The sequence below is a fragment of the Pseudomonas putida genome (assembly GCF_001976065.1).
GTDB classification, from domain to species: domain Bacteria; phylum Pseudomonadota; class Gammaproteobacteria; order Pseudomonadales; family Pseudomonadaceae; genus Aquipseudomonas; species Aquipseudomonas serbica.
This window is the reverse complement of record NZ_MNAH01000005.1, coordinates 308,202-331,973: the sequence shown is the minus strand read 5'-3', so window position 1 is coordinate 331,973 and position 23,772 is coordinate 308,202. Positions and strand designations below refer to the sequence as shown.

The window sequence follows — 23,772 nt, the reverse complement described above, 5'->3', positions numbered from 1 at the left end:
ACAGGTGCAGGACCACTCTAGCAAGCCTGTCGCCAGGCTGCAGCCCGACCACCTCGCCAGGCGATGGCAAGATCACCCGATGCACCGCTGGACTCCTTGATTTGAGTAGGCTGCAGCTTTGCTGTTAAATAGGCAGCGTGTCGTCAGTGCCTATTTTTTCGGGCGCTACGCATAGGCTGATACCGGGCACGTGTCCAACGCCTCTTATTTATTCCGAAGCGAACCGTGCGCCATCAGCTCTTCCTTGTGAGCTGTCTTAACGTGAGTTAATCAAAATGTTGAAAATCGTCCACCTGCTGATAGGCGCAGCGGCTTTGCTGCTGTCCTTCATCCCTAGCCTGCGATCCGAAGCTTTACCGTACCTGCAACAACCCGATGCGCTGTACCTGGCCTTTTTCGGCCTGCTCAACCTGACGCTTGCCCCAGTTATTCCTTACTGGAACAAAGGCCCTCGCCATCAACTGCAAAACCTGGTCAGCATCCTGCTGGTTCTGGCGGTCGTCCTGCAAACCGTGACACTGATCGCGGAAATGCCGGTCATTGCCGGTCAGCCTGCCGTGCTGTTCAGCCTCATTGCAGCCTTTATCGCTGTTGCCCTGCACCTGGCCATCAGCTTCTACAAATCGTCACCGGCCGCCGCTTCGCCTAGCTATGACATGAGCAACCGCGATACCGGGACCGTCAAGTGGTTCAACACCTCCAAAGGCTTCGGCTTTATTTCCCGCGACTCAGGCGACGATATTTTCGTGCACTTCCGGGCCATTCGCGGCGAAGGCCATCGTGTCCTGGTCGAAGGCCAGCGCGTCGAGTTCTCCGTCATGAATCGTGACAAAGGCCTGCAAGCCGAAGACGTCATCGCCGCCCTGCCGCGACGCTGATACAAAGGCAAATAAAAAACCGCGAACATGTTCGCGGTTTTTTATTGCCTGCACTCTTTGTAATGGGGCCGCGGCGCTTAATAATGTGGCGGCGGCGCTTCTTCTTCGAAAGACTCGAACTGGCCGACCATTTCCTCTTGCCGCTTGAGCAGCGCGGCCATTTGCAGCTGCAGGCGTTCGACCACCCGCTGCTGCGCCACCAGGACATCATTCAACGCCTGGATGGTGTCATCCTGAAACGCCAGTCGGCTTTCAAGGTCGGTTACGCGTTCTTCGAGGCTCATGGCTCAACCCTCCACAAACTTGAAATCATCGGTCAACACCAGGCGCAGCCGTTCGCGAATCGCCGCGACCTGCTCTGCATTGTAAGGCTTGGCTGAAATTTTGCCCCAGATCGGCGCGGGCCAGGCCGCGTCTTCACGCTTGCGCACGATCACATGCATGTGCAACTGGCTGACCACGTTGCCCAGGGCAGCGACGTTCAGCTTGTCGGCATCGAACGAGTCCTTGAGCAACTCCGACAACGAGGTCGTTTCCTGCCAGAGTTGCTGCTGATCGGCGACACTCAACTGAAATATCTCGCTGATATCGTCCCTGCGTGGCACGAGGATGAACCAGGGGTAGTTCGAATCATTGGACAACAGTAACCGACAAAGCGGGAAATCACCGATCGGTAGTGTGTCTTGTTGAAGTCGTGGATCTAAAGTGAACACTGCGCATACTCCCGCCAGGTCATCATTTTTCAGCTTGGCGCCCATCCCGAGAGATCATACGCCACGCCACTTGACGGAAGCATACCCTGCTGGCTTCACGGCGAACCACTGCTTGCGCCGCCGGAGGATCAACAAATGGCGCGAACCCGCCCCGCGATGAGACATTTCCTGCGAAAACGCACCAACACCGAACCAAGCATCGACAAAATGCGCTGAAATGACCAGAAAACCACAACCTGTTCCCGATACGTCAAATGCCCGGCTGTGTGAATTCGGCACAGTCATAAAAATTTTTTGCACCAAAACCGCACAGTACGTCTACGCTGAGTGCTTCGCACATCCGCCAATTACTCACTGGCGGGGTGAACCGGTAACGCTTTTATCTGTCGCGCGACCAAACAGAAGGCTAAACCACGAGGCCAACCACGGCGTCAAGCCCGCAGCAAAGAGGTGTGATACCCCCGGTTTCATGAGGTTTTTACCGCATCAGGCAGCCAATCAGAAAAAAAATCCGTAGAGTTCTGATTTGTGCACGTTTGTTGCATTGTTACCCACATCGTCTATAAGGCACCGCGGGAAGCGGGCAGCCTTAAGACCAAGAAAAACAGTGGCAGGGTAGCCCGATGGAGATTCAAACGTTTCACCAGGGACTCTTTTTATCGATGCGCCAGTCCAGAAAAACAGCATTAAAGTTGTCAGTCCGGTTGCATCGGGGCTGTAAATTTGCGACATCTAGCTAGCCGTTTACGACAGGGTCGTAAAGAAGCTGAAAGGATAGATGCGCAAGTATCGCCAACATTGTCGGCGTGATATAAGTTTGCGCCGACACAAAAAGAAAGAGCCGCCCAGATAATAAAACAGGTGGAGCGGCAGTACTCTTCTAAAAACCAAAGGAGCAAATCACGATGCGCGTGATGAAGTGGAGCATGATCGCACTGGCTGTTGCAGCAGGCACCTCGCAGTTCGCAATGGCGTCTTCCCAGGACGAATCCAAGGGTTTCATCGACGATTCGAGCCTGAAACTCAAAACCCGTTTTGAGTACATGAACCGCGACTACAAGAATGGTGCAAGCAACCCTAGTTCCGGCACTGCCGGCTATCGTCAGGATTCCGGTCTGAGCCAATTGCTCACCTACGAGTCGGGCTTCACTCAAGGTATCGTTGGTTTCGGCCTCGACGCCATGGCCATGGGTTCGGTCAAGCTGGACGGCGGCTCGGGCAAGCGCGGTAACGGCCTGTTCGCCAACGACAGCGACGGCAACCCGGAAAAATCCCAGGGCAAGGTAGGCGGTGCAGTGAAACTGCGTCTGTCCGACACCACCCTGAAATACGGCCAGCAATTCGTTGCCAGCCCTGTATTCGCTACCGACGACAGCCGTCTGATCCCGGAAGTCGCTACCGGCACCCTGCTCACCTCCAAGGAAATCAAAGGCCTGGAACTGAGCGCTGGTCGCTTTACCGCGCTGAGCAAGCAAACCGGCATGGCCCGTGACAGCATCGGCGGCGTATCCGATGAAGATGGCAACCACGGCAAAGGCCTGAGCGGCGGCATCAACATCTTCGGTGCAAGCTATGCCTTCACCGACAACTTCACCGCTGCACTGGCTGCATCGGATGCCGAAGAGTACTTCAAGAAGTACTACGCCAACCTGAACCTGACCCTGCCGATCAACGACGAACAGTCGCTGAACTTCGACCTCAACGCTTACAAAACCAAAGGCGATAAGCGCGGCGACACCATCGACTTCCTCGGTGACGGCGTTCTGGGCGTGGACAACAACCTGTGGTCCCTGGCAGCAGCCTATAGCCTGGGCGCTCACAAGTTCACCCTGGCCTACCAGCAGTCGAGCGGCGACAACGCTTACTACTACGGCGTTGACGGCAACAGCACCATCTTCGTATCCAACTCCATTCAGATCTCCGACTTCGTGGGCCGCGAGGAGAAATCCTACCAAGCTCGCTATGACCTGAACATGGCGACCTACGGCGTACCTGGCCTGAGCTTCATGACCCGTTACGTAATGGGTGACAACATCAAGACCAACGGTCTGGGTGAAGGTAAGGAAAACGAGTGGAACCTGGAGTCCAAGTACGTAGTACAGGAAGGTCCAGCAAAAGACCTGTCGTTCCGTGCTCGTTTCGCCAACTACCGTTCGAACGGTGCGTACAGCGCCTATTCGGCTGACAACTACGACACCCGCCTGATCATCGAGTACCCGCTGAGCATCCTGTAATCAGGCTGTAAAACCGGAACTCTGTAGATCAAGAAACCGCCCACCTCTTAAGGTGGGCGGTTTTTTTATGCCTGCCACATACCCAACACTTGGGCAAGCAACTTGCGCGCATAACGTTAATACTTTTTTCAATGAACCGATCAATAGTCACAAAAAAACCCAAGAGACTATTAGCCTCTTGGGTTTATGCAGTAACAAACAGACTTACTGTACTGACGCTTCCTGAACCACGCGAACTACACGCTGGGGAAATGGAATGTCAATACCCGCCGTCTTCAATCGGTCACGCGACTGTTCGTTAAACATGAACATCACGTCCCAGTAATCCGCCGTTTTCACCCAGACCCGCAGGGAAACAGTGATGGAACTGTCACCCAGGGTCGAAATGACTGCCTGAGGCTCCGGATCGGTCAATACGCGCGGATCCTTGGCCAGTTCCAGCAAGACTTCACGGGCCTTTTGCAAGTCCGCTTCGTAATCGACACCCACATCGAATACTACCTTGCGGGTCGGTTGGCGGTTGGTGTTGGTGATGATGCCGTTCGACAGGTTGCCGTTAGGTACGATGATGGTCTTATTGTCGCCGGTACGCAGCACGGTGTGGAAGATCTGGATGCTGTCGACGGTGCCGGCAACCCCTTGGGCTTCGATCCAGTCACCGATACGGAACGGACGGAACAGCAAGATCAGCACGCCGCCGGCGAAGTTTGCCAGGCTGCCCTGCAACGCGAGGCCGATGGCCAGGCCCGCCGCACCGATCGCCGCGACGAACGAGGTGGTTTCAACACCGATCATCGACGCTACGCTGACGACCAGCAGGATCTTGAGAATGATGTTAGCCAGGCTGCTGATAAACCCTTGCAGTGCAAGGTCGGCGTTACGCAGGGCAAGCAGGCCGCCAAGCTTTTGCGTGACCTTGTTGATCAACCACCAGCCGACAGCCAGGGTGATCACCGCCAACAGCACACGGCTGCCATACTCCATGATCATTGGGATCCATGACTGGGACACCTTGACCAGGTTGTCTACTTCAGCATTCAAATCCATTGTCGTTCTCCTGATTTCCGGCTACCCGGTACACGAAAAATAAACGGCAGAAAAGACCGTACCCGTCAGAGTCAATCGTTTCTACCGTTGCTTGGGCCTCGGACGCCTAAAACGCCTTTAGGTTCCCGCCTTGCAGGTCAATCGCGGAAGTTGTTGAACTGCAGCGGCATGCCGAATTCCTTGGCCCGCAACACAGCAATGGCTTCCTGCAGGTCGTCACGCTTCTTGCCGGTGATGCGCACTTGCTCACCCTGGATGGCAGCCTGCACCTTCAGCTTGGCGTCCTTGACGTGAGCGACGATTTTCTTCGCCAGCTCTTTGTCGATACCTTCCTTGAGCACCGCTTCCTGCTTCATCAGCTTGCCCGATGCGAACGCATCCTTGACCTCAAGGCACTGCACATCGATCTTGCGCTTGACCAGGGCCAGCTTGAGAATCTCAATCATCGCTTCGAGCTGGAAATCCGCTTCAGCGGTCAGGTTGACGGTCAGGTCCTTTTCCTTGAATTCGAAGCTGCCTTTGCCTTTCAGGTCATAACGACGATCGAGTTCCTTGACGGCGTTCTCGACCGCGTTGGTGACTTCGTGTTTGTCCAGTTCGGATACCACGTCGAACGACGGCATGTAATCTCTCCAATAAATAGGGCACGCTCAATCAAGAGGGAGCACGCCTGGCTTGCGGTTAAAATCCGCGCTGATTATAACGGGTCTTTCCCATCATTCACTGCGAGCCTCCCATGCGCGCCTTAAACAGAGCAAAAAGCTGATGTCCACCACCTGGCATGTTCTAGGCGCCGGTAGCCTCGGCACATTGTGGGCCGCGCGTCTGGCGCGGGCCGCCGTGCCGGTGCGACTGATTCTGCGTGACGCGGCCCGGTTGCAGGCGTACGAGGCGGCAGGCGGCTTGACCCTGGTCGAACATGGCCAGGCTCAGTGCCATGCGGTAAGCGCCGAAACGGCCGACAGCCTCACCCCGATCAATCGCCTGCTGGTCGCCTGCAAGGCTTACGACGCGGAACAGGCCGTGGCACAACTGGCACCGCGCCTGGCGCCCGGGGCCGAACTGATCCTGTTGCAGAACGGCTTGGGCAGCCAGGACGCCGTGGCAGCGCAAGTACCGCAGGCGCGTTGCATTTATGCGTCAAGCACTGAAGGCGCCTTTCGCGATGGTGACTGGCGCGTGGTCTTCGCCGGGCACGGGTTCACCTGGCTGGGAGATGCCGGGCATCCCGTCGCACCGATCTGGCTGGACGACCTCGACGCCGCGGGCATTCCCCATGAGTGGAGTTCCGAAATCCTCACCCGGCTGTGGCGCAAACTGGCACTCAACTGTGCGATCAATCCGTTGACGGTGCTGCACGACTGCCGCAATGGCGGATTGCAGGAGCATCACTGTGAGGTTGCCACCCTGTGCGGTGAGCTGATCGAGCTGCTGGAGCGTTGCGGTCAGCCGGCAGCAGCGGAAAACCTGCAACAGGAGGTTGAACGGGTGATTCACGCGACCGCCGCCAACTACTCGTCGATGTATCAGGATGTCAGCAACCGGCGCCGCACCGAAATCAGCTACCTGCTCGGCCACGCCTGTAAAGTTGCCGCACGGCATCAACTGACCCTGCCGCACCTCAATCAGCTTGAATCGAGGTTGATCGCGCGCCTGCAAAGCCTTGGATTGCCCAGCGACTGAGCAGCGGCTACGCTGGCCACTTGTTCCTTTGCAGCGATTAACCTGATGCCATTGCGCCAGCGTCTTGAAAACCTCCCTGTCGGCCAGAAGCTGCTGGCCGCCCTGTTGGTGCTGTTGACCACTGTACTGCTGGTCGCCAACCTGACCTTCATCAGCGCCGCGTACTACATTTCCCAGGAAAGCATGGCGCCCCAGGCACTGCAGACCATCGGCCGCCTGGTCTCCAACCCGAGCCTGGTGTCCGAAGCCTTGCAGTCGCCGGAAAGCGCCCAACGCCTGCTCAATGAGCTCGACAGCTATTCGCCGCTACGGGCCGCAGCCCTGTATGACGGCAAGGGCGAGCGCCTGGCGCAGTTGCAGCATGGCGATCATCTGAGCCTGCCCAAGCGTTACCAGCACATCGAATCCTGGCAAGTCACCGAGTTTCGCAGCAACCAGGTCATCACCCTGCCCCGCCCCGGCACCGCACCCGGCCATCTGCTGCTGGTGGCCAGCAGTGAGTTGCCCATGGCGTTCTATACCGGGACACTGACCGCCAGCCTGGGCATCCTGATTTTCAGTGTGCTGCTATGGATGATCATCGCGCGGCAGATCAAACGCCTGATTACCCAGCCTATCCATCAGCTGGAGGAACTGTCCCGGCAGGTGACCCGGGAAGAGAACTACGCCCTGCGCGCCTCCCGGGGCAACCACGATGAAATCGGCAGCCTGGCCGAAGCATTCAACACCATGCTCTCGCGGATCGAGGCCCGAGAGCAGCAACTCAAGCGCGCCCGTGATGACTCCCAGGCCGCGTATGACCAGGCCCAAGGCCTGGCAGAGGAAACCCGCCACACCAATCGCAAGCTGGAACTGGAAGTCCAGGTCCGGAGCAAGATCGAGAAAAAGCTCACGGGATTTCAGAATTACCTCAACAGCATCATCGACTCCATGCCATCGGCACTGATCGCCCTCGACGAACAGCTCTACGTGACGCAGTGGAACCAGGAAGCCAGCGCCCTTTCCGGTACGCGCCTGGATGAAGCCTTGAACCAGCCGATCTTCCTCGCCTTCGAACCGCTCAAGCCCTTCCTCCCGCAGCTCAAGCAAACCGTAGAGCAGCACACGGTGGCCAAGATCGAGCGCGTGACCTGGGTCAAGGACGATGAACCGCGCCACTACGCCCTGACCTTTTATCCGCTGATGGGCGGTGCCGGGCGTGGCGTGGTGATCCGGATCGACGACATCACCCAGCGTCTCTCACTGGAAGAAATGATGGTGCAATCGGAGAAAATGCTTTCCGTCGGTGGCCTCGCCGCCGGCATGGCCCACGAAATCAACAACCCGCTCGGCGCGATCCTGCACAACGTGCAGAATATCCGCCGTCGCCTGTCCCCCGAACTGCCCAAGAACCTGGAGCAGGCCGAGCAGGTCGGCATCGAGCTGTCGACCGTCAACCAGTACCTGCAAGCGCGCGAAGTGCCGCAGCTGCTCGACGGTATCCAGCAGGCCGGCGCCCGGGCGGCGAAGATCGTCACGCACATGCTCAGTTTCAGTCGCCGCAGCACCCGGCAAATGGCCCCGTGCGATCTGCCGGCACTGATCGATCAAGCGGTGGAAATCGCCGGAAATGACTTCGACCTGGCCATTGGCTTCGACTTCAAGGGGCAGGCAATCATCCGCCAGTTCGACCCGGCGCTGGGGCCGGTACCCGGCACCGCCAACGAGCTGGAACAGGTGCTGCTCAACCTGCTGAAAAACGCCGCTCAAGCCATCCATTTACGTGAAGACGACAGTGAACCTGGCCGTATCATCCTGCGCACCCGTCTCAATCCACCCTGGGCGGAAATCCAGGTCGAGGACAACGGCATCGGCATGAGCGAAAGCGTGCGCAAGCGCACCTTCGAACCGTTTTTCACCACCAAGGAAATCGGCCAGGGCACCGGCCTTGGCCTGTCGGTCTCGTATTTCATCATTACCAACAACCACAAGGGCCAGATGGAAGTGCAATCCACCCTCGGCCAAGGCACCTGCTTCACCCTGCGCCTGCCATTGGCGAGCACCCCGCTCGTCTCTCAAGAACTCAACCAGCTATCGAGGTAATCATGGGCTTTCGCCTGTCGAAGATTTACACCCGCACCGGCGACAAAGGCGAAACCGGCCTGGGCGACGGTCGCCGCGTGCCCAAGGACCACCCACGGGTCGAGGCTATCGGCGAAGTGGATACGCTGAACAGTCAGGTCGGCGTATTACTGGCCGCACTGACGGCAGAAAGTGCCCTGCATCCGGGTTTGCAGGAAGTGATCGAGGTCTTGGCACCTTGTCAGCACAGGTTGTTTGACCTGGGCGGTGAGCTGGCGATGCCGGAGTATCAGGCGTTGAATGCCGGGGAAATCGAGCGCCTGGAAGTGGCGATTGATGTGTGGAATGAAGAGCTGGGGCCGTTGGAAAACTTCATCCTGCCCGGCGGCTCGATGCTGATTGCCCAGGCTCATGTCTGTCGCAGCCTGGCGCGCAGTGCCGAGCGCCGCTGTCAGCATCTGAATGCGATCGAGCCGCTGGCCGGGGTGGGTTTGGCATATATCAATCGGTTGTCGGATTTGTTGTTTGTGGTGGCACGGGTGATTGCCCGGCGCCAGGGGGTTGCGGAGATTCTTTGGCAGCCGGCGGCGAAACCTGAAGCTTAGTCGTCGCCCATTAGGCCCACTTCGCGGGCAAGCCCGCTGCCACAGTGATCGCGTCGAACACAAAACCTGTGTACACCGCTAAACCTGTGGGAGCGAGCTTGCCCGCGAAGAGGCCGGCAGCATCACAGCATAATCAGGCCTCAGGCCTCAGGCCAAAAAGCCCGAATCCCCGCCACGCCCTGGGCACCTGCCGCCCAAGCCTTCTGAACCTGCGCAGGGCCAACGCCGCCCAGCAAAAACACCGGTTTGCTGAAGCCCTCGATCAAGCTCGAAGCCTGCTCCCAACCCAGCGGTTGCGCCCCCGGATGCGTCAAAGTCGGTTGTACCGGCGACAAGGTCACGAAGTCGACGCCCATTTCTTCGGCCAGCGCCAGCTCCTCAGCGTTATGGCAGGACGCCGCCAACCAGCGCGATGCCGGCAGTGGCCGACCAGCGGCTGCGTATTTGCGCAATTGTGCCGAAGTGATGTGCCAACCAGCGGAAGGGAAATCCCCCAGCCACTCGAACGGCCCCTTGATCATCAATTGCGCCTTGCCGGCACACAGCCCTGCCGCATCCACGGCCAGATCGCGGTACTTGGGGTCGTAACCGTTTGGCGCGCGCAACTGGATCAACTTGATGCCGCCCGCGATGGCCTTCTGGATTCCCCGCAGCAGAGCCGGGGTTTCCAGATCTTCCGGGGTGATCAGGTATTGCTCGGGCAAGCGGGCAGCCGCGACGATCGGCCGGTTGGCCTCGGGGAACTCGTATCCCGACAGGTCCCGGGCGGTGACCCAAGCCAGGGGCTGGCCTTCGGCGCCATGAGGCTCGCCGGTGAACGCCGAGACTTCCCAGACGTCCAGCAACACCTGTTTGTCCGGGTAATCATGGTGGACCTTGATCAACGGGCGCGCCGCGCCGACCACGATACCCAGCTCTTCGTGCAGCTCTCGGGCCAGGGCGCTTTCGACCGACTCGTCGGCCTCGACCTTACCACCGGGAAACTCCCACAGGCCGCCCTGGTGCTGAGTGTCGGCACGGCGGGCGATGAGGATCTTGCCGCTGTCATCACGGATGACGGCGGCCGCTACGTGTACTCGTTTCACCGCTCGATTTCCTCCAGGCCAGCCTTCTGCCAGGCCTTGAAGGCTGGCCATTGGTAGATGGTTTGAACATAGGCTTCGTCAGCCTCGGGCAATTTCACCTGATAGGTGCGCAGGCGTACGGCAATCGGGGCGAAGAACGCATCGGCCAGGCTGATACGGCCAAACAGGTACGGACCACTTTCGGTGGCCGCAGCACGGCACTCGGCCCACAGGGCCGACATGCGCTCGATGTCGGCCTGCACGTCCGCCGGGAGCGGCGAGAGTGGCGCATCATGGCTCAGGTCGAAGGGCATGTTGCCGCGCATGGCGAAGAAACCGCTGTGCATCTGCGCGCACGCCGAACGTGCCTGGGCGCGAGCGCGCACATCTTTGGGCCAGAGGCCAGCGTCCGGAAACTGTTCCGCCAGGTATTCGGCAATCGCCAGGGAGTCGGCGATGGTGCCGTGCTCGGTCTTCAACAGCGGGACCTTGCCGGTTGGCGAGTGTTTGAGCAGGCGTTCGCGGGTGTCCGACTGGTTCAGCTTGATCAGTTCTTCGGTGTAAGACGCGCCGGCCAGATCAAGGGCCAAGGCGCCGCGCAGGGACCAGGAAGAAAGCAGTTTGTCGCCGATGATCAGGTGCAGGCTCATGTTCAAGCGTCCTTCAAGCTAAAGGGATACCTGTAGGAGCTGGCTTGCCAGCGATAACGGTAGCGGCCTCAACACATCTTTCGCTGCAGAGGACGCCTTCGCCGGCCAGCCGGCTCCTACAGTTTCTGCAGCGTTATGTACGGTACTCGGCGTTGATCTTCACGTATTCGTGGGACAGATCGGTGGTCCAGATGGTTTCGCTGCAGTCGCCACGACCCAGCTCGATACGGATGGTGATTTCTTCCTGTTGCATCACCGCTGCGCCCTGGGCTTCGGTGTAGGTGGCAGCGCGGGCGCCACGGCTGGCGATGCACACTTCACCAAGGAACACATCGATCTTGCTCACATCCAGGTTCGGTACGCCGGCACGACCGACCGCCGCGAGGATACGGCCCCAGTTCGGGTCGGAAGCGAACAGTGCGGTCTTGATCAATGGCGAGTGGGCCACGGTGTAGCCGACGTCCAGGCATTCCTGGTGATTGCCGCCGCCGTTGACTTCAACAGTAACGAATTTAGTCGCACCTTCGCCGTCGCGTACGATCGCCTGGGCCACGTCCATGCACACCTCGAACACCGCTTGCTTGAGCTTGGCGAACAACTCGCCTTCGGCGCGGGTGATTTCCGGCAGCGCCGCCTGACCGGTGGCGATCAGCATGCAGCAGTCGTTGGTCGAAGTGTCGCCGTCGATGGTGATGCGGTTGAACGACTTGTTCGCGCCGTCCAGCATCAGGTTTTGCAACACATCGCGGGCAACCTTGGCGTCAGTGGCGATATAGCCAAGCATGGTCGCCATGTTCGGACGAATCATGCCCGCGCCCTTGCTGATACCGGTGACCGTGATGGTCACGCCGTCATGCTGGAACTGGCGGCTGGCGCCCTTTGGCAGGGTATCGGTGGTCATGATGCCGGTGGCGGCAGCTTCCCAGTTGTTCTCCGACAGATCGTCGAGGGCGGCTTGCAATGCACCTTCGATTTTCTCGACCGGCAGTGGCTCGCCGATCACGCCGGTGGAATACGGCAGCACCTGGCTGGCATCGACACCGGTCAACTCGGCCAGTTTGGCGCAAGTACGCTCGGCCGCGGCCAGGCCTGGCTCACCGGTACCAGCGTTGGCATTGCCGGTATTGGTCAGCAGGTAACGCACCGGCCCCTGCACGCGCTGCTTGGCCAGGATTACCGGGGCTGCACAAAAGGCGTTCAGGGTGAACACGCCCGCCACCGTGGAGCCTTCGGCACAACGCATGACTACAACATCCTTGCGCCCCGGGCGCTTGATACCGGCCGAGGCGATACCGAGTTCAAAACCGGCAACCGGGTGCAACGTTGGCAAAGGACCAAGACCAACAGCCATGAATGCGCTCCTTTATAGATGATGTCTGCACCGCTTTAGCAAAAGCGGGGGGTTGAAATGGCAAAACGCCGCGACGGCATGAGCCGGTCGCGGCGCGGGTATTTCAGCGTATGGAACGGGTTTACTGGATCTGCCCGTGGCAATGCTTGAATTTCTTGCCCGAACCGCAGTAGCACAGCTCGTTACGGCCCAGCTTCTGCTCGTTGCGAACCGGGGCGGTAGCCAGGGCCACATCGACCTCTTCACCCAACTGCTCCGGCTGCTCCAAGCTCGGGGCCTCTTCATGCAGGAACTGCATGCGAGCGGCCAGCGCTTCGGCTTCCTGGCGCAGGCGCTGCTCTTCTTCGATCGGATCTTCGCGACGCACCTGAACGTGCGACAACACACGGATCGAGTCGCGCTTGATCGAATCCAGCAGCTCGGAGAACAGCGTGAACGACTCGCGCTTGTACTCTTGCTTCGGGTTCTTCTGCGCATAACCGCGCAGGTGGATGCCGTGACGCAGGTGGTCCATGGTCGACAGGTGGTCTTTCCACAGGTCGTCCAGTACGCGCAGTACGATTTGCTTCTCGAAGGTGCGCAGCGCTTCGGCGCCCGCCTGGTCTTCTTTCTCGTTGTACGCGGCGATCAACTCCTGCATCAGTTTCTCGCGCAGGGTTTCCTCGTACAGGTGATCGTCTTCGTCGAGCCATTGCTGGATCGGCAGTTTCACCCCGAAATCGCTTTCCAGTGCCGCTTCCAGACCCGCCACGTCCCACTGCTCTGGCAGCGATTGCGGAGGAATGTGCGCGCTGACGGTAGCGTTGAGTACGTCCTGACGGAAGTCGGCAATGGTTTCACCGATGTTGTCAGCGGCCAGCAACGTGTTACGCATGTGATAGATCACTTTACGCTGTTCGTTGTTGACGTCGTCGAACTCGAGCAGTTGCTTGCGAATATCGAAGTTGCGGCCTTCGACCTTGCGCTGGGCCTTTTCGATGGCGTTGGTCACCATGCGGTGCTCGATCGCTTCGCCAGGCTGCATGCCCAGGGCCTTCATGAAGTTCTTCACCCGGTCCGAGGCGAAGATGCGCATCAGGCTGTCTTCCAGCGACAGGTAGAAACGGCTCGAACCGGCGTCGCCCTGGCGACCGGCACGACCACGCAACTGGTTGTCGATACGGCGCGATTCGTGACGCTCGGACGCGATCACCTGCAAACCGCCCGACTCGAGCACTTGCTGGTGACGTTTCTGCCAGTCGGCCTTGATCTGGGCGATCTGCTCAGGGGTCGGGTTTTCCAGGGAGGCGACTTCAACTTCCCAGTTGCCACCCAAGAGGATGTCGGTACCACGACCGGCCATGTTGGTGGCGATGGTCAGTGCACCCGGACGACCGGCCTGGGCGATGATCTCGGCTTCCTTTTCGTGGAACTTGGCGTTCAGGACCTTGTGTTCGATGCCTTCCTTCACGAGCAGGCTGGACATGTGCTCGGAGGTTTCGATGGTCGCAGTACCCACCAGCACCGGACGGCCAGCGGCCATGCTTTCCTTGATGTCGGCGACGATGGCCGCGTATTTCTCGTCGGCGGTCAGGAACACCAGGTCGTTGTAGTCCTTACGGGCCAGCGGCTTGTTCGGCGGAATGACCATGACCTGCAGGCCGTAGATCTGGTGGAACTCGAACGCTTCGGTGTCGGCCGTACCGGTCATGCCGGACAGTTTGTTGTACAGACGGAAGTAGTTCTGGAACGTGGTCGACGCCAGGGTCTGGCTTTCGGCCTGGATGTTCAGGTTTTCCTTGGCTTCGATGGCCTGGTGCAGGCCTTCGGACAAGCGACGGCCCGGCATGGTACGACCGGTGTGTTCGTCGACCAGGACAACCTGGCCATCCTGCACGATGTATTCGATGTTGCGATGGAACAGCTTGTGCGCACGCAGGCCGGCATACACGTGAGTCAGCAGGCTCAGGTTATGCGCCGAGTACAGGCTCTCGCCTTCGGCCAGCAGGCCGATGCGAGTGAGGGTTTCCTCGACGAACTGGTGACCGGCTTCGTTGAGTTCGACCTGGCGGGTCTTCTCGTCAACGGTGTAGTGGCCGGCCTTGGTGACTTCGCCTTCAACTTCTTCAACGTGCAATTCCAGCTGCGGGATCAGTTTGTTGATCTCGATGTACAGCTTGGAGCTGTCCTCGGCCTGACCGGAAATGATCAGCGGGGTACGGGCTTCGTCGATGAGGATGGAGTCGACTTCGTCGATCACGGCAAAATTGAGTTCGCGCTGGAATTTTTCTTCCATGCTGAACGCCATGTTGTCGCGCAGGTAATCGAAACCGAATTCGTTGTTGGTGCCGTAGGTAATGTCGGCAGCGTAGGCCGCGCGCTTCTCTTCCGGCGGCTGGAACGGCGTGACCACGCCGACCGTCAGGCCGAGGAATTCGTAGAGCGGACGCATCCAGTTGGCGTCACGGCGGGCCAGGTAGTCGTTCACGGTCACAACGTGCACGCCCTTGCCGGACAACGCGTTGAGGTAAACGCCCAGTGTTGCCACCAGGGTCTTGCCTTCACCGGTACGCATCTCGGCGATCTTGCCTTCATGCAAGGTCATGCCGCCGATCAGCTGGACATCGAAGTGGCGCATGCCCATGACACGCTTGCCGGCTTCACGGGCGACCGCGAAGGCTTCCGGCAGCAGCTTGTCGAGGGTTTCCCCTTTGGCGAAGCGGGCCTTGAACTCATCTGTCTTGGCACGCAATTGATCGTCCGAAAGGGCCACCATTTGCTCTTCGAAGGCATTGACGAATTGCACCGTCTTGAGCATGCGTTTGACTTCACGCTCGTTCTTGCTTCCAAAAAGTTTCTTTAACAAAGGCGCAAACATATCGGCAGGATCTTCCACACTAAAGGGATGGAGGGCGGCCCCGTGAGTCGCCCGAGCAGCCCTCATGGCCGCATGCGAACGAGCATTCTACCCGGAAACGGTGGTGAGGAAAGTGGCGTTGTTCCACGATGCTGGCACTGCGTTGTAACGGGGCTCACTTAAAATAAGGGCAAATCGCTGAACTTCAAGCCATTCACGGCAGAAGTTACTTGTTGATTTAATGGGTAAAGCACGTGCAAAGCAATGGGTCGGGCGCATCCGCTGCTTTCTGCTACCATGGCGGCTCTGTTACTTCAGGTGTCTGATCATGGCATTTCGCCCTCTTACGGCCAGAGCACCCGCCGTTCTGCTTCGCGAAGCCAAGCCGCTCAAGGCCATTCTCGGTCACGCCCAACGCCTGGGGCATTTGCAACGTCTGCTCGAGAGCCAGCTGCAGCCCGCCGCGCGCGCCCATTGCCATGTGGCGTCCTGGCGCGAAGGCAGTTTGTTGCTGATTGTCACCGACGGTCATTGGGCCACTCGTCTGCGTTACCAACAAAAACGCCTGCTCCGGCAATTGCAGATGTTCGACGAATTCGCCAACCTGACGCGAATCCTGTTCAAGGTGCAGCCGCCGACCGTGCAGCAAGGTGCGGCCGGGCATACCATGGATTTATCCAATGATGCCGCCGCGACCATCCAGGCCACGGCTGACGGGATCAGCGATCCGAACCTGCGGGCGGCGCTGGAGCGGTTGGCGGCGCACGCCAGACCCAAAGCCTGACACAGACACCATGTGGGAGCAGGCAAGCCCGCTCCCACAAGGATTTAGCGGCTTTTCTTGCCACCTAATAATGAGCCCATCAAGCCGCGCACCAATTGTCGGCCCAACTGGTTGGCCGCCTGTCGCATCGCCGACTTCAGTGCCTGCCCCGCCGCCGTGCCGAGGAACTCCCCGGCCTGTTCGGTGAAGCTTGGCTCTTCGGCCGCCGGTTTATCCGGTGCCGCCTCAGGTTCCGGCGCCAGCCCCTTGCGCCCCATCAGCACCTCATATGCCGACTCCCGATCGATCGGTTTGTCATACCGCCCTTTGAACGGCGAGCCGCCGATCAGCACGGTGCGTTCGGTGTCACTCAATGGCCCGATTCGCGACTGTGGTGGCGCCACCAAGACACGCTGGACCCTCTCCGGCGTGCCCTTGTCCTGCAAGGTACCCACCAGCGCCTCGCCGATGCCCAGTTCGGTCAGCACCGACAGGGCGTCAAACGCCGGGTTCGGGCGAAAACCGTCCGCCACCGCCCGCAGGGATTTCTGCTCCTTGGCGGTGAACGCGCGCAAGCCGTGCTGGATGCGCAGGCCCAACTGTGCCAGCACGTCGTCGGGCAAGTCGCCGGGTGATTGGGTGACGAAATACACCCCCACCCCTTTGGAACGAATTAGCCGCACCACTTGCTCCAGGCGGTCCTGCAGCGCTTTGGGTGTGCCGGCGAACAACAAGTGCGCCTCGTCGAAAAACAGCGCGAGCAGTGGTTTGTCCGAATCGCCGCGTTCAGGCAGTTGCTCGAACAGCTCGGCCAGCAGCCACAACAGGAAAGTCGCATAGACCTTCGGCGCTTCATGCACCAGGCGACTGGCATCGAGCAAATGAATGCGGCCGCGGCCATCGGCAGTCGGTTGCAGAATGTCCTCCAGTTGCAGCGCCGGCTCACCGAATAGCGCTTCAGCGCCCTGCTGTTCCAGGGTTGCCAGGCGCCGTAGCAGGGCCTGGCTGGAGCCGGTGGTCATCAGCGCCGCGTCATCACCCAACAACTGTGGATTGTCCTTGAGGTGATTGAGCAGTGCCTTGAGGTCTTTTAGATCCAGCAGCAACAGGCCTTCGCGGTCGGCAACCTTGAACGCGGCATACAGCGTCGACTGCTGGCTGTCGGTCAGTTCCAGCAGGCTTCCCAGGAGTAACGGTCCCATTTCGCTCAAGGTCGTGCGCAGCGGATGACCGGACTGACCGTGAATGTCCCACAAGGTCACCGGATACGCCGCAGGCTTGTGGTTCAGCCATGGCATGCCGGCTATCCGCTCGGCGATCTTGCCCTGGGGGTTGCCGGCAGCGCCCAGGCCGCACAGGTCTCCCTTTATATCGGCGGCAAACACCGCCACGCCGGCATCGCTGAAGGCTTCGGCCATGCGTTGCAAGGTTACGGTCTTGCCGGTCCCCGTAGCACCCGCGATCAAACCGTGGCGGTTCGCCAGGCGCATGGCCTGGGCGATCGGCTGTCCCGCGAGGTCGGCGCCGATAACTAGCTGCAATGAATCAGGCATTTGGTCACCCATGGTTAATCTTTGGTCCTACACGGCCGATAGAAATAACGACAAAGCAGACAGACACAAATCTGTCGGACATTTCCCTTAAGGAGCGACGGAAATTTCACTTGCTTTCAACATTGCCCATCGTGCGTCCCTTTATAAAAGCACGCGCAGGACATTAAGACCTTAGCGGAACCCCAAGCCATGAACAAAAATCTACGCTTCAGCCATAAAATCCTGCTTGCCGCCGCCCTCATCGTCATTGCCACTTTCGCCTCATTCACCCTGTATAACGACTATTTACAGCGCAATGCCATCCGCGAAGACCTGGACAACTATCTGAACGAGATGGGCGACGTCACCGCCAGCAACATCCAGACCTGGCTGACCGGCCGTATCCTGCTGATCGAGAACCTGGCGCAAAACATTGCCATCAACCCGGAACAAACCAACGTCGCCGCCCTGCTGGAACAGAAAGCCCTGACGTCGACGTTCATGGCGTCCTACCTCGGTGACGCCACCGGGCACTTCACCATCCGTCCGGATGCGAAGATGCCAGACGGTTTCGACCCACGGGTTCGCCCTTGGTACAAGGGGGCGCAAAATAGCAGCACGCCGACCCTGACCGAACCCTATGTCGACGCGGCGACCGGTCAGACGATCATTTCCATCGCCATGGCCTCGACGAAAGCCGGGCAAGGCGTAGGCGTGGTGGGCGGCGACCTGAGTTTGCAAACCTTGATCGACACCCTGAGCGCCCGTGACTTCGACGGCATGGGCTACGCCTTCCTGGTCAGCGCCGACGGCAAAATCCTGGTCCACCCGGACAAGGCCTTGGTCATGAAGTCCCTGGGCGAGGCATACCCGCAAAATACCCCGCGCATCAGCCGCGACTTCAGTGAAATCGTGGTCGACGGCAAAACCCGCATCGTCACCTTTACCCCGATCAAGGGCCTGCCTTCTGTCAACTGGTACATCGGTCTGTCGGTGGACAAGGACAAAGCCTTCTCGATGCTCAGTGAGTTCCGCGCCTCGGCGGTGGTTGCCACAGTGATCGCCGTCGCCATCATCATCGCCCTGCTGGGCATGTTGATCCGCCTGCTGATCCAGCCACTGCACGTCATGACCCGGGCCATGGCCGACATCGCCGACGGTGAAGGCGACCTGACCAAGCGCCTGGTGATCCAGAACAACGACGAGTTCGGCAGCCTCGGTACCGCCTTCAACCGTTTTGTGGAACGTATCCACGGTTCGATCCGCGAAGTGTCCTCGGCCACGGGCCAGGTCAACGAAGTGGCGTTGCGCGTGGTCGCCGCCTCGAACTCGTCGATGTACAACTCCGACCAACAGGCATCACGCACCAGCAGCGTGGCAGCGGCGATCAACCAGCTCGGCGCTGCCGCCCAGGAGATCGCCCGCAATGCCGCGCAAGCGTCGAGCCAGGCCAGCGATGCCCGTAACCTGGCCGAAGATGGCCAGCAAGTGGTGGACCGTAGCATTGCCGCGATGAATCAACTGTCGAACATGCTCAGCGCGTCCAGCAGCAACATCGAATCGCTCAACAGCAAAACCGTGAACATCGGACAGATTCTCGAAGTGATCACCAGCATTTCCCAGCAAACCAACCTGCTGGCGCTCAACGCTGCCATCGAAGCGGCGCGGGCCGGGGAAGCCGGGCGTGGATTTGCCGTGGTGGCCGATGAAGTGCGCAACCTGGCACATCGCACCCAGGAATCGGCGCAGCAAGTACAGACCATGATCGAAGAACTGCAGGTCGGTGCCCGCGAGTCGGTCAGCACCATGAGCGACAGCCAGCGCCACAGTCAGGACAGCGTGGAAATTGCCAACCTGGCCGGCGAGCGCCTGAGCAGCGTCACGCAACGCATCGGCGAAATCGATGGCATGAACCAGTCCGTGGCGACCGCCACCGAGGAACAGACCGCGGTGGTCGAGTCGATCAACGTGGACATCACTGAAATCAACACGCTGAACCAGGAAGGCGTGGAAAACCTGCAATCTACCTTGCGTGCCTGTTCGGACCTGGAGCAACAGGCGGCGCGGTTGAAGCAGTTGGTGGGCAGCTTCCGCATCTAACCTTTTATCCAGCTTCTTCGCGGGCAACGCTCCAACTTGCCCGCGAAGTAGCTCTTCCAGGCACGCCACCCCTCCAAATCCCAACCGAACATCTATTCTTCATAAAGGTCAACCAAGGGAGAACAACGGACCGGAGGGATGTTCATCGTGCATATCGCTGACATAACCATGTTCTACGCCCCTGCCAGCGGTGGCGTGCGCACCTATCTGGATGCCAAGCATCATCGCCTGTGCACCAGGCCAGGCATTCGCCACAGTGTGCTGATACCAGGAGCAATCCTCAGCGAAAAGGATGGCATCTACACGGTTCCGGCGCCTGCCCTGCCCTTCGGCAAAGGTTATCGTTTCCCTCTGCGTCTCGCGCCCTGGCGCAATGTCCTGCAGGTTCTGCAACCCGATCTGATTGAAGTCGGCGACCCTTACCTCACCGCCTGGGCGGCCCTGGACGCGCGTCGCCAACTGGATGTGCCAGTCATCGGCTTTTATCATTCGGACCTGCCACTGCTGGCCAGCAATCGAATGGGCAACTGGGTCACGCCAAATGTCGAGGCCTATGTCAGCAAGCTCTATGGCAATTTCGATCGGGTACTGGCACCGAGCCAGGTCATGGCCGATAAACTGACCGCCCTGGGGGTGAAGAATGTTTTCGTGCAGCCCTTGGGGGTCGACCTCCAGGTGTTTCATCCCGACGCACGGGATACCGGCCTTCGGGCCGAGCTGGGACTGGACGAAAACACTTATCTATTGATCTTCGCCGGGCGCGGTTCCAAGGAGAAGAACCTGCCGGTACTGCTCGAATGCATGAAACGCCTGGGCCGACGCTATCACTTGCTGCTGGTCGGGTCGTCGATGCCAACCACGGTGCCGGACAATGTCACGGTTATCGACCAATTCTGCCCGGCTACGCAAGTCGCTCGCCTGATGGCCAGTGCCGACGCACTGCTGCATGCCGGTGACCAGGAAACTTTTGGCCTGGTGATCCTTGAAGCCATGGCCTGCGGTATCCCGGTAGTGGCGGTGGCAGCTGGCGCGTTTGAGGAAATCATCACCGAACAATGTGGCCTGTTGTGTGCCCCCAACGATCCGTTGGCCATGGCCTACGCGGTGCGCGAGCTGTTCAGCCAGGGCAGCGCAGCCCTGGGCCAGCAAGCCCGACGCCATGTCGAGCGGCACTATGCCTGGGACGCGGTAGTCAACAGTCTGCTCGGCCACTATCACGCCGTCCTCGGCAGCCAATGGCCGCGAGCCGCCAATGCTTGAAACCACGGATGCGCCCGGCTTGCTGTTGGTGCTGCACGATGTCGCGCCACCGACCTGGGCCGATTACCAACCCTTTGTCGAAGCCGTCGACGCACTGGGCCGTGTGCCGATCTCCTGGCTGGTGGTGCCGGATTTCCACAAACACAACGACCTGCAAGCCCATCCGCAATTTCGTCGTCAACTCGGCGCACGGCTCGAGCGCGGCGACGAACTGGTGCTGCACGGTTACTTTCACTGCGACGACGGTCCGAAGGCGAGCAATCCCCGCGACTGGTTCATGCGCCGGATCTACACCCACGAGGGCGAGTTCTACAGTCTGTCTCGCGAGGCAGCACTCACCCGCCTGCATGCCGGCATTGAAATGTTCCAGCGCTACAATTGGCCACTGCAGGGCTTCGTCGCGCCAGCCTGGTTGATGAGTGACGGCACGCGCCAGGCCTTGAGCCAATTACCGCTGAATTACACCAGCGACGCCCGACATCTGTATCGCCTGCCTGATTTCACCGCGATCGATGCCCCAGGACTGGTCTGGAGTGCGCGCAGTGCCTGGCGTCGTGGCGTGTCGAAACTGGTCAGCCAGCAACTCGAACAACGCTGGCGAACAGCGCCGGTGATTCGCTTGGGTCTGCACCCGGTGGACATGCGCCATGAGTTATCGCGCACGTACTGGCTGCAAACCCTCAAGCGCCTGCTCGATGAGGGCCGCGTGCCGATGACCAAGGCCCGTTGGCTGGCCTTGCACTGCCAGCGCATGGGGCTTGCGGCATGAGTCGCTCGATTCTGCTGTGCATCGGCCTGCTCGCCGCGCTGCTGATTCCCTGGCTGCTGGGTGGCAGCGAAACCTGGTCTCGGCTCAATGACTTTCCGCTGAGCAGCTTGATGGTCATGTTCGGCATGATCCTGCTGTGTTGGGTGGTCAATACGATGCGCTTGCGCCTTTTGCTGGGGGATCAGCGCGACAAGGTCCGCCCGCTAAAGAGCCTCGGCGTGGTGATGGCGGCCGAATTTGCCTATTGCGCCACACCAGGTGGCAGCGGCGGACCACTGACCATCATGGCGTTGCTGGCGCGCAACGGCGTGCGACCGGCCCGGGGCAGCGCCGTGTTTGCCATGGACCAACTGAGCGATTTGTTGTTTTTCCTCTGCGCATTGATCGGGATCCTGATTTACGCCCTGTTCCAGCATCTCAGCCAGCACATGGCGTGGTTGCTGATCGTCAGTGCCCTGTCGATGTTCGGTGGGCTGGTCGGTTGCGTGGTGGTGGCGCGCTATCACCGAATGCTGATTCGCATGGGGGGCCGACTGCTGGCACGCCTCAACGTCGAGCCCTCGACCCGTATGCGCTGGGCACGCAAGCTCCTGCACTTTCTGGCGGCGTTCACCGATACCCTGAAGCTGCCTGCGCACACGCTGATCACTGTGTTTGGCTTGACGTGCGTGCACTGGATCTTGCGTTACAGCGTGTTGTACCTGGCGCTGCGCGGGCTCGGCGCGGACTTGCAGTGGGCCTGGAGTTTTCTGATCCAGATGGTTTCACTGAGTGCGGGGCAGTTCAGCCTGTTGCCAGGCGGAGCGGGGGCGGCAGAATTGACTTCAGCGGCATTGTTGGCGCCCATGGTCGGCAAATCCACGGCGGCGGCGGCCATTCTGATCTGGCGGGCGGTGACTTATTACTTTTATTTGCTGGTGGGTGGACCGGTGTTTTTGTTGATGCTGGGGCGGCCGTTGCTCAAGAAACTCATGAAGAGCGTGTATTTGTAGGAGCCTGGCTCGCCAGCTCCTACATGCCATCTTCAGGGCTCATTTCATCGGGGTCGTAACGGCTCAAGCACCCCTCGCCCAAGGTCGCGGGTGCCCTGCAAGTGGCTTTGTCCCGCGGATCGGCCATGTTCAAATCCTCGGTGCAGAAACGGCGAAGGGCCTGCAGCGATTGAACGCCCAGGCCCTTCGAATTTCAACCGTTTAGTGCGGTGATCAGAACACCACGGTTTTGTTGCCGTGGACCAGCACCCGGTCTTCAAGGTGGTAGCGCAGACCACGGGCCAGCACCATTTTCTCGACATCACGGCCGAAACGCACCATGTCTTCGATACTGTCGCTGTGGCTGACGCGCACCACGTCCTGCTCGATGATCGGGCCGGCGTCCAGTTCTTCGGTTACATAGTGGCAGGTAGCACCGATCAGCTTCACACCACGCAGGGAAGCCTGGTGGTAGGGCTTGGCGCCGACGAACGACGGCAGGAAGCTGTGGTGGATGTTGATCACTTTGTGCGCATATTCACGGCACAGCTCAGGCGGCAGGATTTGCATGTAGCGGGCCAGTACGACCACTTCGGCATCGTGTTGCTTGACCAGGCGCGAAACCTCGGCGAATGCAGGCTCCTTGTCCTGGGGATTGACCGGTACGTGGTAGTACGCAATGCCGTGCCATTCGACCATGCTGCGCAGGTCGTCATGGTTGGAAATCACGCAGGCGATTTCGCAATCCAGTTCATCGCTGTGCCAGCGATGCAGCAAGTCGGCGAGGCAGTGAGATTCGCGGCTGGCCATCAGGACCACACGCTTCTTCTGCGCGGTATCGGTGATGCGCCAGTCCATCGAGAACTCTTCGGCAATCGGCGCAAAGGCTTCGCGCAAGGCGTCGATACCGAAAGGCAGCGAATCGGCACGAATTTCGTGACGCATGAAGAACCAACCACTGAGATTGTCCGAGTGGTGGCTCGCTTCGGTGATCCAGCCGTTATGGGACGCCAGAAAGTTACTGACTTTGGCAACGATGCCGACGCGGTCCGGGCAAGAAATCACCAGCCGAAAAGTGCGCATGAGGGGGAAACTCCAGAACTTCGCAAAGGCGGCCATTCTAGCGATTGCGCAGCAAAACTGCAGTATTGATGACGTATTGCCTCAGCCAACGGCTGGCGCCAAGGTTCTCGCGCCACCAGATTGGCACCGGGCACAGTGCACTAGACCCTCGACAAGCAGCAGTTTGTAAATA

The 23,772-nt window shown here is 59.6% G+C and carries 21 protein-coding genes and 1 pseudogene; 11 read left to right on the top strand and 11 right to left on the bottom strand.

The window, feature by feature from the left end; genetic code table 11:
- Positions 1-275 precede the first annotated feature (275 nt).
- Entirely contained in the window at positions 276-878 is a 603-nt protein-coding gene (locus BKX96_RS33435; RefSeq protein ID WP_046818813.1) for a cold-shock protein, read from the top strand.
- A 77-nt stretch (positions 879-955) separates the two neighbouring features.
- Here BKX96_RS33435 and BKX96_RS19965 read toward each other — a convergent pair whose 3' ends face one another.
- The 3 genes from BKX96_RS19965 to BKX96_RS32440 are packed head-to-tail and all read right to left on the bottom strand — an operon-like array spanning position 956 to position 1,891.
- Complete coding sequence (locus BKX96_RS19965) at positions 956-1,162, bottom strand: SlyX family protein (protein WP_007977339.1); 207 nt, start codon at positions 1,160-1,162, stop codon at positions 956-958.
- 3 nt (positions 1,163-1,165) lie between these two features.
- The gene (locus BKX96_RS19960) at positions 1,166-1,591 is read right to left on the bottom strand and encodes an HIT domain-containing protein (RefSeq protein ID WP_046818926.1); all 426 of its coding nucleotides are present in this window, start codon (positions 1,589-1,591) and stop codon (positions 1,166-1,168) included.
- A gap of 54 nt (positions 1,592-1,645) precedes the next feature.
- Complete coding sequence (locus BKX96_RS32440) at positions 1,646-1,891, bottom strand: hypothetical protein (RefSeq protein WP_143512448.1); 246 nt, start codon at positions 1,889-1,891, stop codon at positions 1,646-1,648.
- Positions 1,892-2,496: 605 nt separating this feature from the next.
- Between BKX96_RS32440 and BKX96_RS19955 the strand changes: the two genes are divergently transcribed.
- Positions 2,497-3,825 carry an OprD family porin gene (locus BKX96_RS19955; RefSeq protein ID WP_046818814.1) on the top strand — a complete coding sequence of 443 codons (1,329 nt, stop codon included), beginning with the start codon at positions 2,497-2,499 and terminating at the stop codon, positions 3,823-3,825.
- Positions 3,826-4,029: 204 nt separating this feature from the next.
- On the opposite strand, the gene BKX96_RS19950 is transcribed toward BKX96_RS19955, so the two are convergent.
- Both BKX96_RS19950 and BKX96_RS19945 read right to left on the bottom strand, forming a co-directional pair.
- Entirely contained in the window at positions 4,030-4,872 is an 843-nt protein-coding gene (locus tag BKX96_RS19950) for a mechanosensitive ion channel family protein (RefSeq protein ID WP_046818815.1), read from the bottom strand.
- Positions 4,873-5,009: 137 nt separating this feature from the next.
- A complete protein-coding gene (locus BKX96_RS19945; protein ID WP_007977344.1) occupies positions 5,010-5,495 on the bottom strand; it encodes a YajQ family cyclic di-GMP-binding protein in 486 nt (161 codons plus the stop codon).
- A gap of 142 nt (positions 5,496-5,637) precedes the next feature.
- Between BKX96_RS19945 and BKX96_RS19940 the strand changes: the two genes are divergently transcribed.
- The 3 genes from BKX96_RS19940 to BKX96_RS19930 are packed head-to-tail and all read left to right on the top strand — an operon-like array spanning position 5,638 to position 9,221.
- Positions 5,638-6,555 (top strand): putative 2-dehydropantoate 2-reductase, encoded by a 918-nt coding sequence (locus BKX96_RS19940; RefSeq protein WP_077185282.1) that lies wholly within the window; start codon positions 5,638-5,640, stop codon positions 6,553-6,555.
- Between the two features lie 45 nt (positions 6,556-6,600).
- Positions 6,601-8,637 (top strand): sensor histidine kinase, encoded by a 2,037-nt coding sequence (locus BKX96_RS19935; protein ID WP_046818817.1) that lies wholly within the window; start codon positions 6,601-6,603, stop codon positions 8,635-8,637.
- A gap of 2 nt (positions 8,638-8,639) precedes the next feature.
- Positions 8,640-9,221 (top strand): cob(I)yrinic acid a,c-diamide adenosyltransferase, encoded by a 582-nt coding sequence (locus BKX96_RS19930; protein ID WP_046818818.1) that lies wholly within the window; start codon positions 8,640-8,642, stop codon positions 9,219-9,221.
- Between the two features lie 140 nt (positions 9,222-9,361).
- On the opposite strand, the gene BKX96_RS19925 is transcribed toward BKX96_RS19930, so the two are convergent.
- From BKX96_RS19925 to secA, 4 genes are all read right to left on the bottom strand, one after another.
- On the bottom strand, positions 9,362-10,306 hold the full coding sequence (locus BKX96_RS19925) for a Nudix family hydrolase (protein ID WP_077185281.1): 945 nt from the start codon (positions 10,304-10,306) through the stop codon (positions 9,362-9,364).
- Positions 10,303-10,935, bottom strand: coding sequence for a glutathione S-transferase family protein (locus BKX96_RS19920; protein ID WP_077185279.1), 633 nt, complete (start codon positions 10,933-10,935; stop codon positions 10,303-10,305). The genes BKX96_RS19925 and BKX96_RS19920 overlap by 4 nt, the downstream gene beginning before the upstream one ends.
- Before the next feature lie 133 nt (positions 10,936-11,068).
- A complete protein-coding gene (gene argJ / locus BKX96_RS19915) occupies positions 11,069-12,286 on the bottom strand; it encodes a bifunctional glutamate N-acetyltransferase/amino-acid acetyltransferase ArgJ (protein WP_046818821.1) in 1,218 nt (405 codons plus the stop codon).
- Between the two features lie 121 nt (positions 12,287-12,407).
- Positions 12,408-15,143, bottom strand: coding sequence for a preprotein translocase subunit SecA (gene secA, locus BKX96_RS19910; RefSeq protein WP_046818822.1), 2,736 nt, complete (start codon positions 15,141-15,143; stop codon positions 12,408-12,410).
- 307 nt (positions 15,144-15,450) lie between these two features.
- Between secA and BKX96_RS19905 the strand changes: the two genes are divergently transcribed.
- Positions 15,451-15,906, top strand: a complete 456-nt coding sequence (locus BKX96_RS19905) for a DUF721 domain-containing protein (RefSeq protein WP_046818823.1) — start codon at positions 15,451-15,453, stop codon at positions 15,904-15,906.
- A 44-nt stretch (positions 15,907-15,950) separates the two neighbouring features.
- Here BKX96_RS19905 and BKX96_RS19900 read toward each other — a convergent pair whose 3' ends face one another.
- Positions 15,951-17,438 (bottom strand): helicase HerA-like domain-containing protein, encoded by a 1,488-nt coding sequence (locus BKX96_RS19900; protein WP_077185306.1) that lies wholly within the window; start codon positions 17,436-17,438, stop codon positions 15,951-15,953.
- A gap of 189 nt (positions 17,439-17,627) precedes the next feature.
- On the opposite strand from BKX96_RS19900, the pseudogene BKX96_RS33570 reads away from it, so the two are divergent.
- The 5 genes and pseudogenes from BKX96_RS33570 to gpgF form a co-directional block, all read left to right on the top strand.
- Positions 17,628-18,659, top strand: a pseudogene (locus BKX96_RS33570) (cache domain-containing protein); the annotation flags it as partial.
- Positions 18,660-18,752: 93 nt separating this feature from the next.
- Positions 18,753-19,517 (top strand): methyl-accepting chemotaxis protein, encoded by a 765-nt coding sequence (locus BKX96_RS33565; protein ID WP_410454539.1) that lies wholly within the window; start codon positions 18,753-18,755, stop codon positions 19,515-19,517.
- A gap of 138 nt (positions 19,518-19,655) precedes the next feature.
- The gene (gene gpgS, locus BKX96_RS19890) at positions 19,656-20,777 is read left to right on the top strand and encodes an N-acetylglucosaminyl phosphatidylglycerol synthase (protein ID WP_077185278.1); all 1,122 of its coding nucleotides are present in this window, start codon (positions 19,656-19,658) and stop codon (positions 20,775-20,777) included.
- The gene (gpgD, locus tag BKX96_RS19885) at positions 20,770-21,546 is read left to right on the top strand and encodes an N-acetylglucosaminyl phosphatidylglycerol deacetylase (protein WP_077185277.1); all 777 of its coding nucleotides are present in this window, start codon (positions 20,770-20,772) and stop codon (positions 21,544-21,546) included. The genes gpgS and gpgD overlap by 8 nt, the downstream gene beginning before the upstream one ends.
- Positions 21,543-22,538, top strand: coding sequence for a glucosaminyl phosphatidylglycerol flippase (gpgF, locus tag BKX96_RS19880; protein ID WP_077185276.1), 996 nt, complete (start codon positions 21,543-21,545; stop codon positions 22,536-22,538). The genes gpgD and gpgF overlap by 4 nt, the downstream gene beginning before the upstream one ends.
- Before the next feature lie 213 nt (positions 22,539-22,751).
- Here the strand turns inward: gpgF and purU are convergent, their stop codons facing one another.
- Positions 22,752-23,600: a formyltetrahydrofolate deformylase gene (gene purU, locus BKX96_RS19875; protein ID WP_046818827.1), complete on the bottom strand. Its 849-nt coding sequence runs from the start codon at positions 23,598-23,600 to the stop codon at positions 22,752-22,754.
- Positions 23,601-23,772 lie beyond the last annotated feature (172 nt).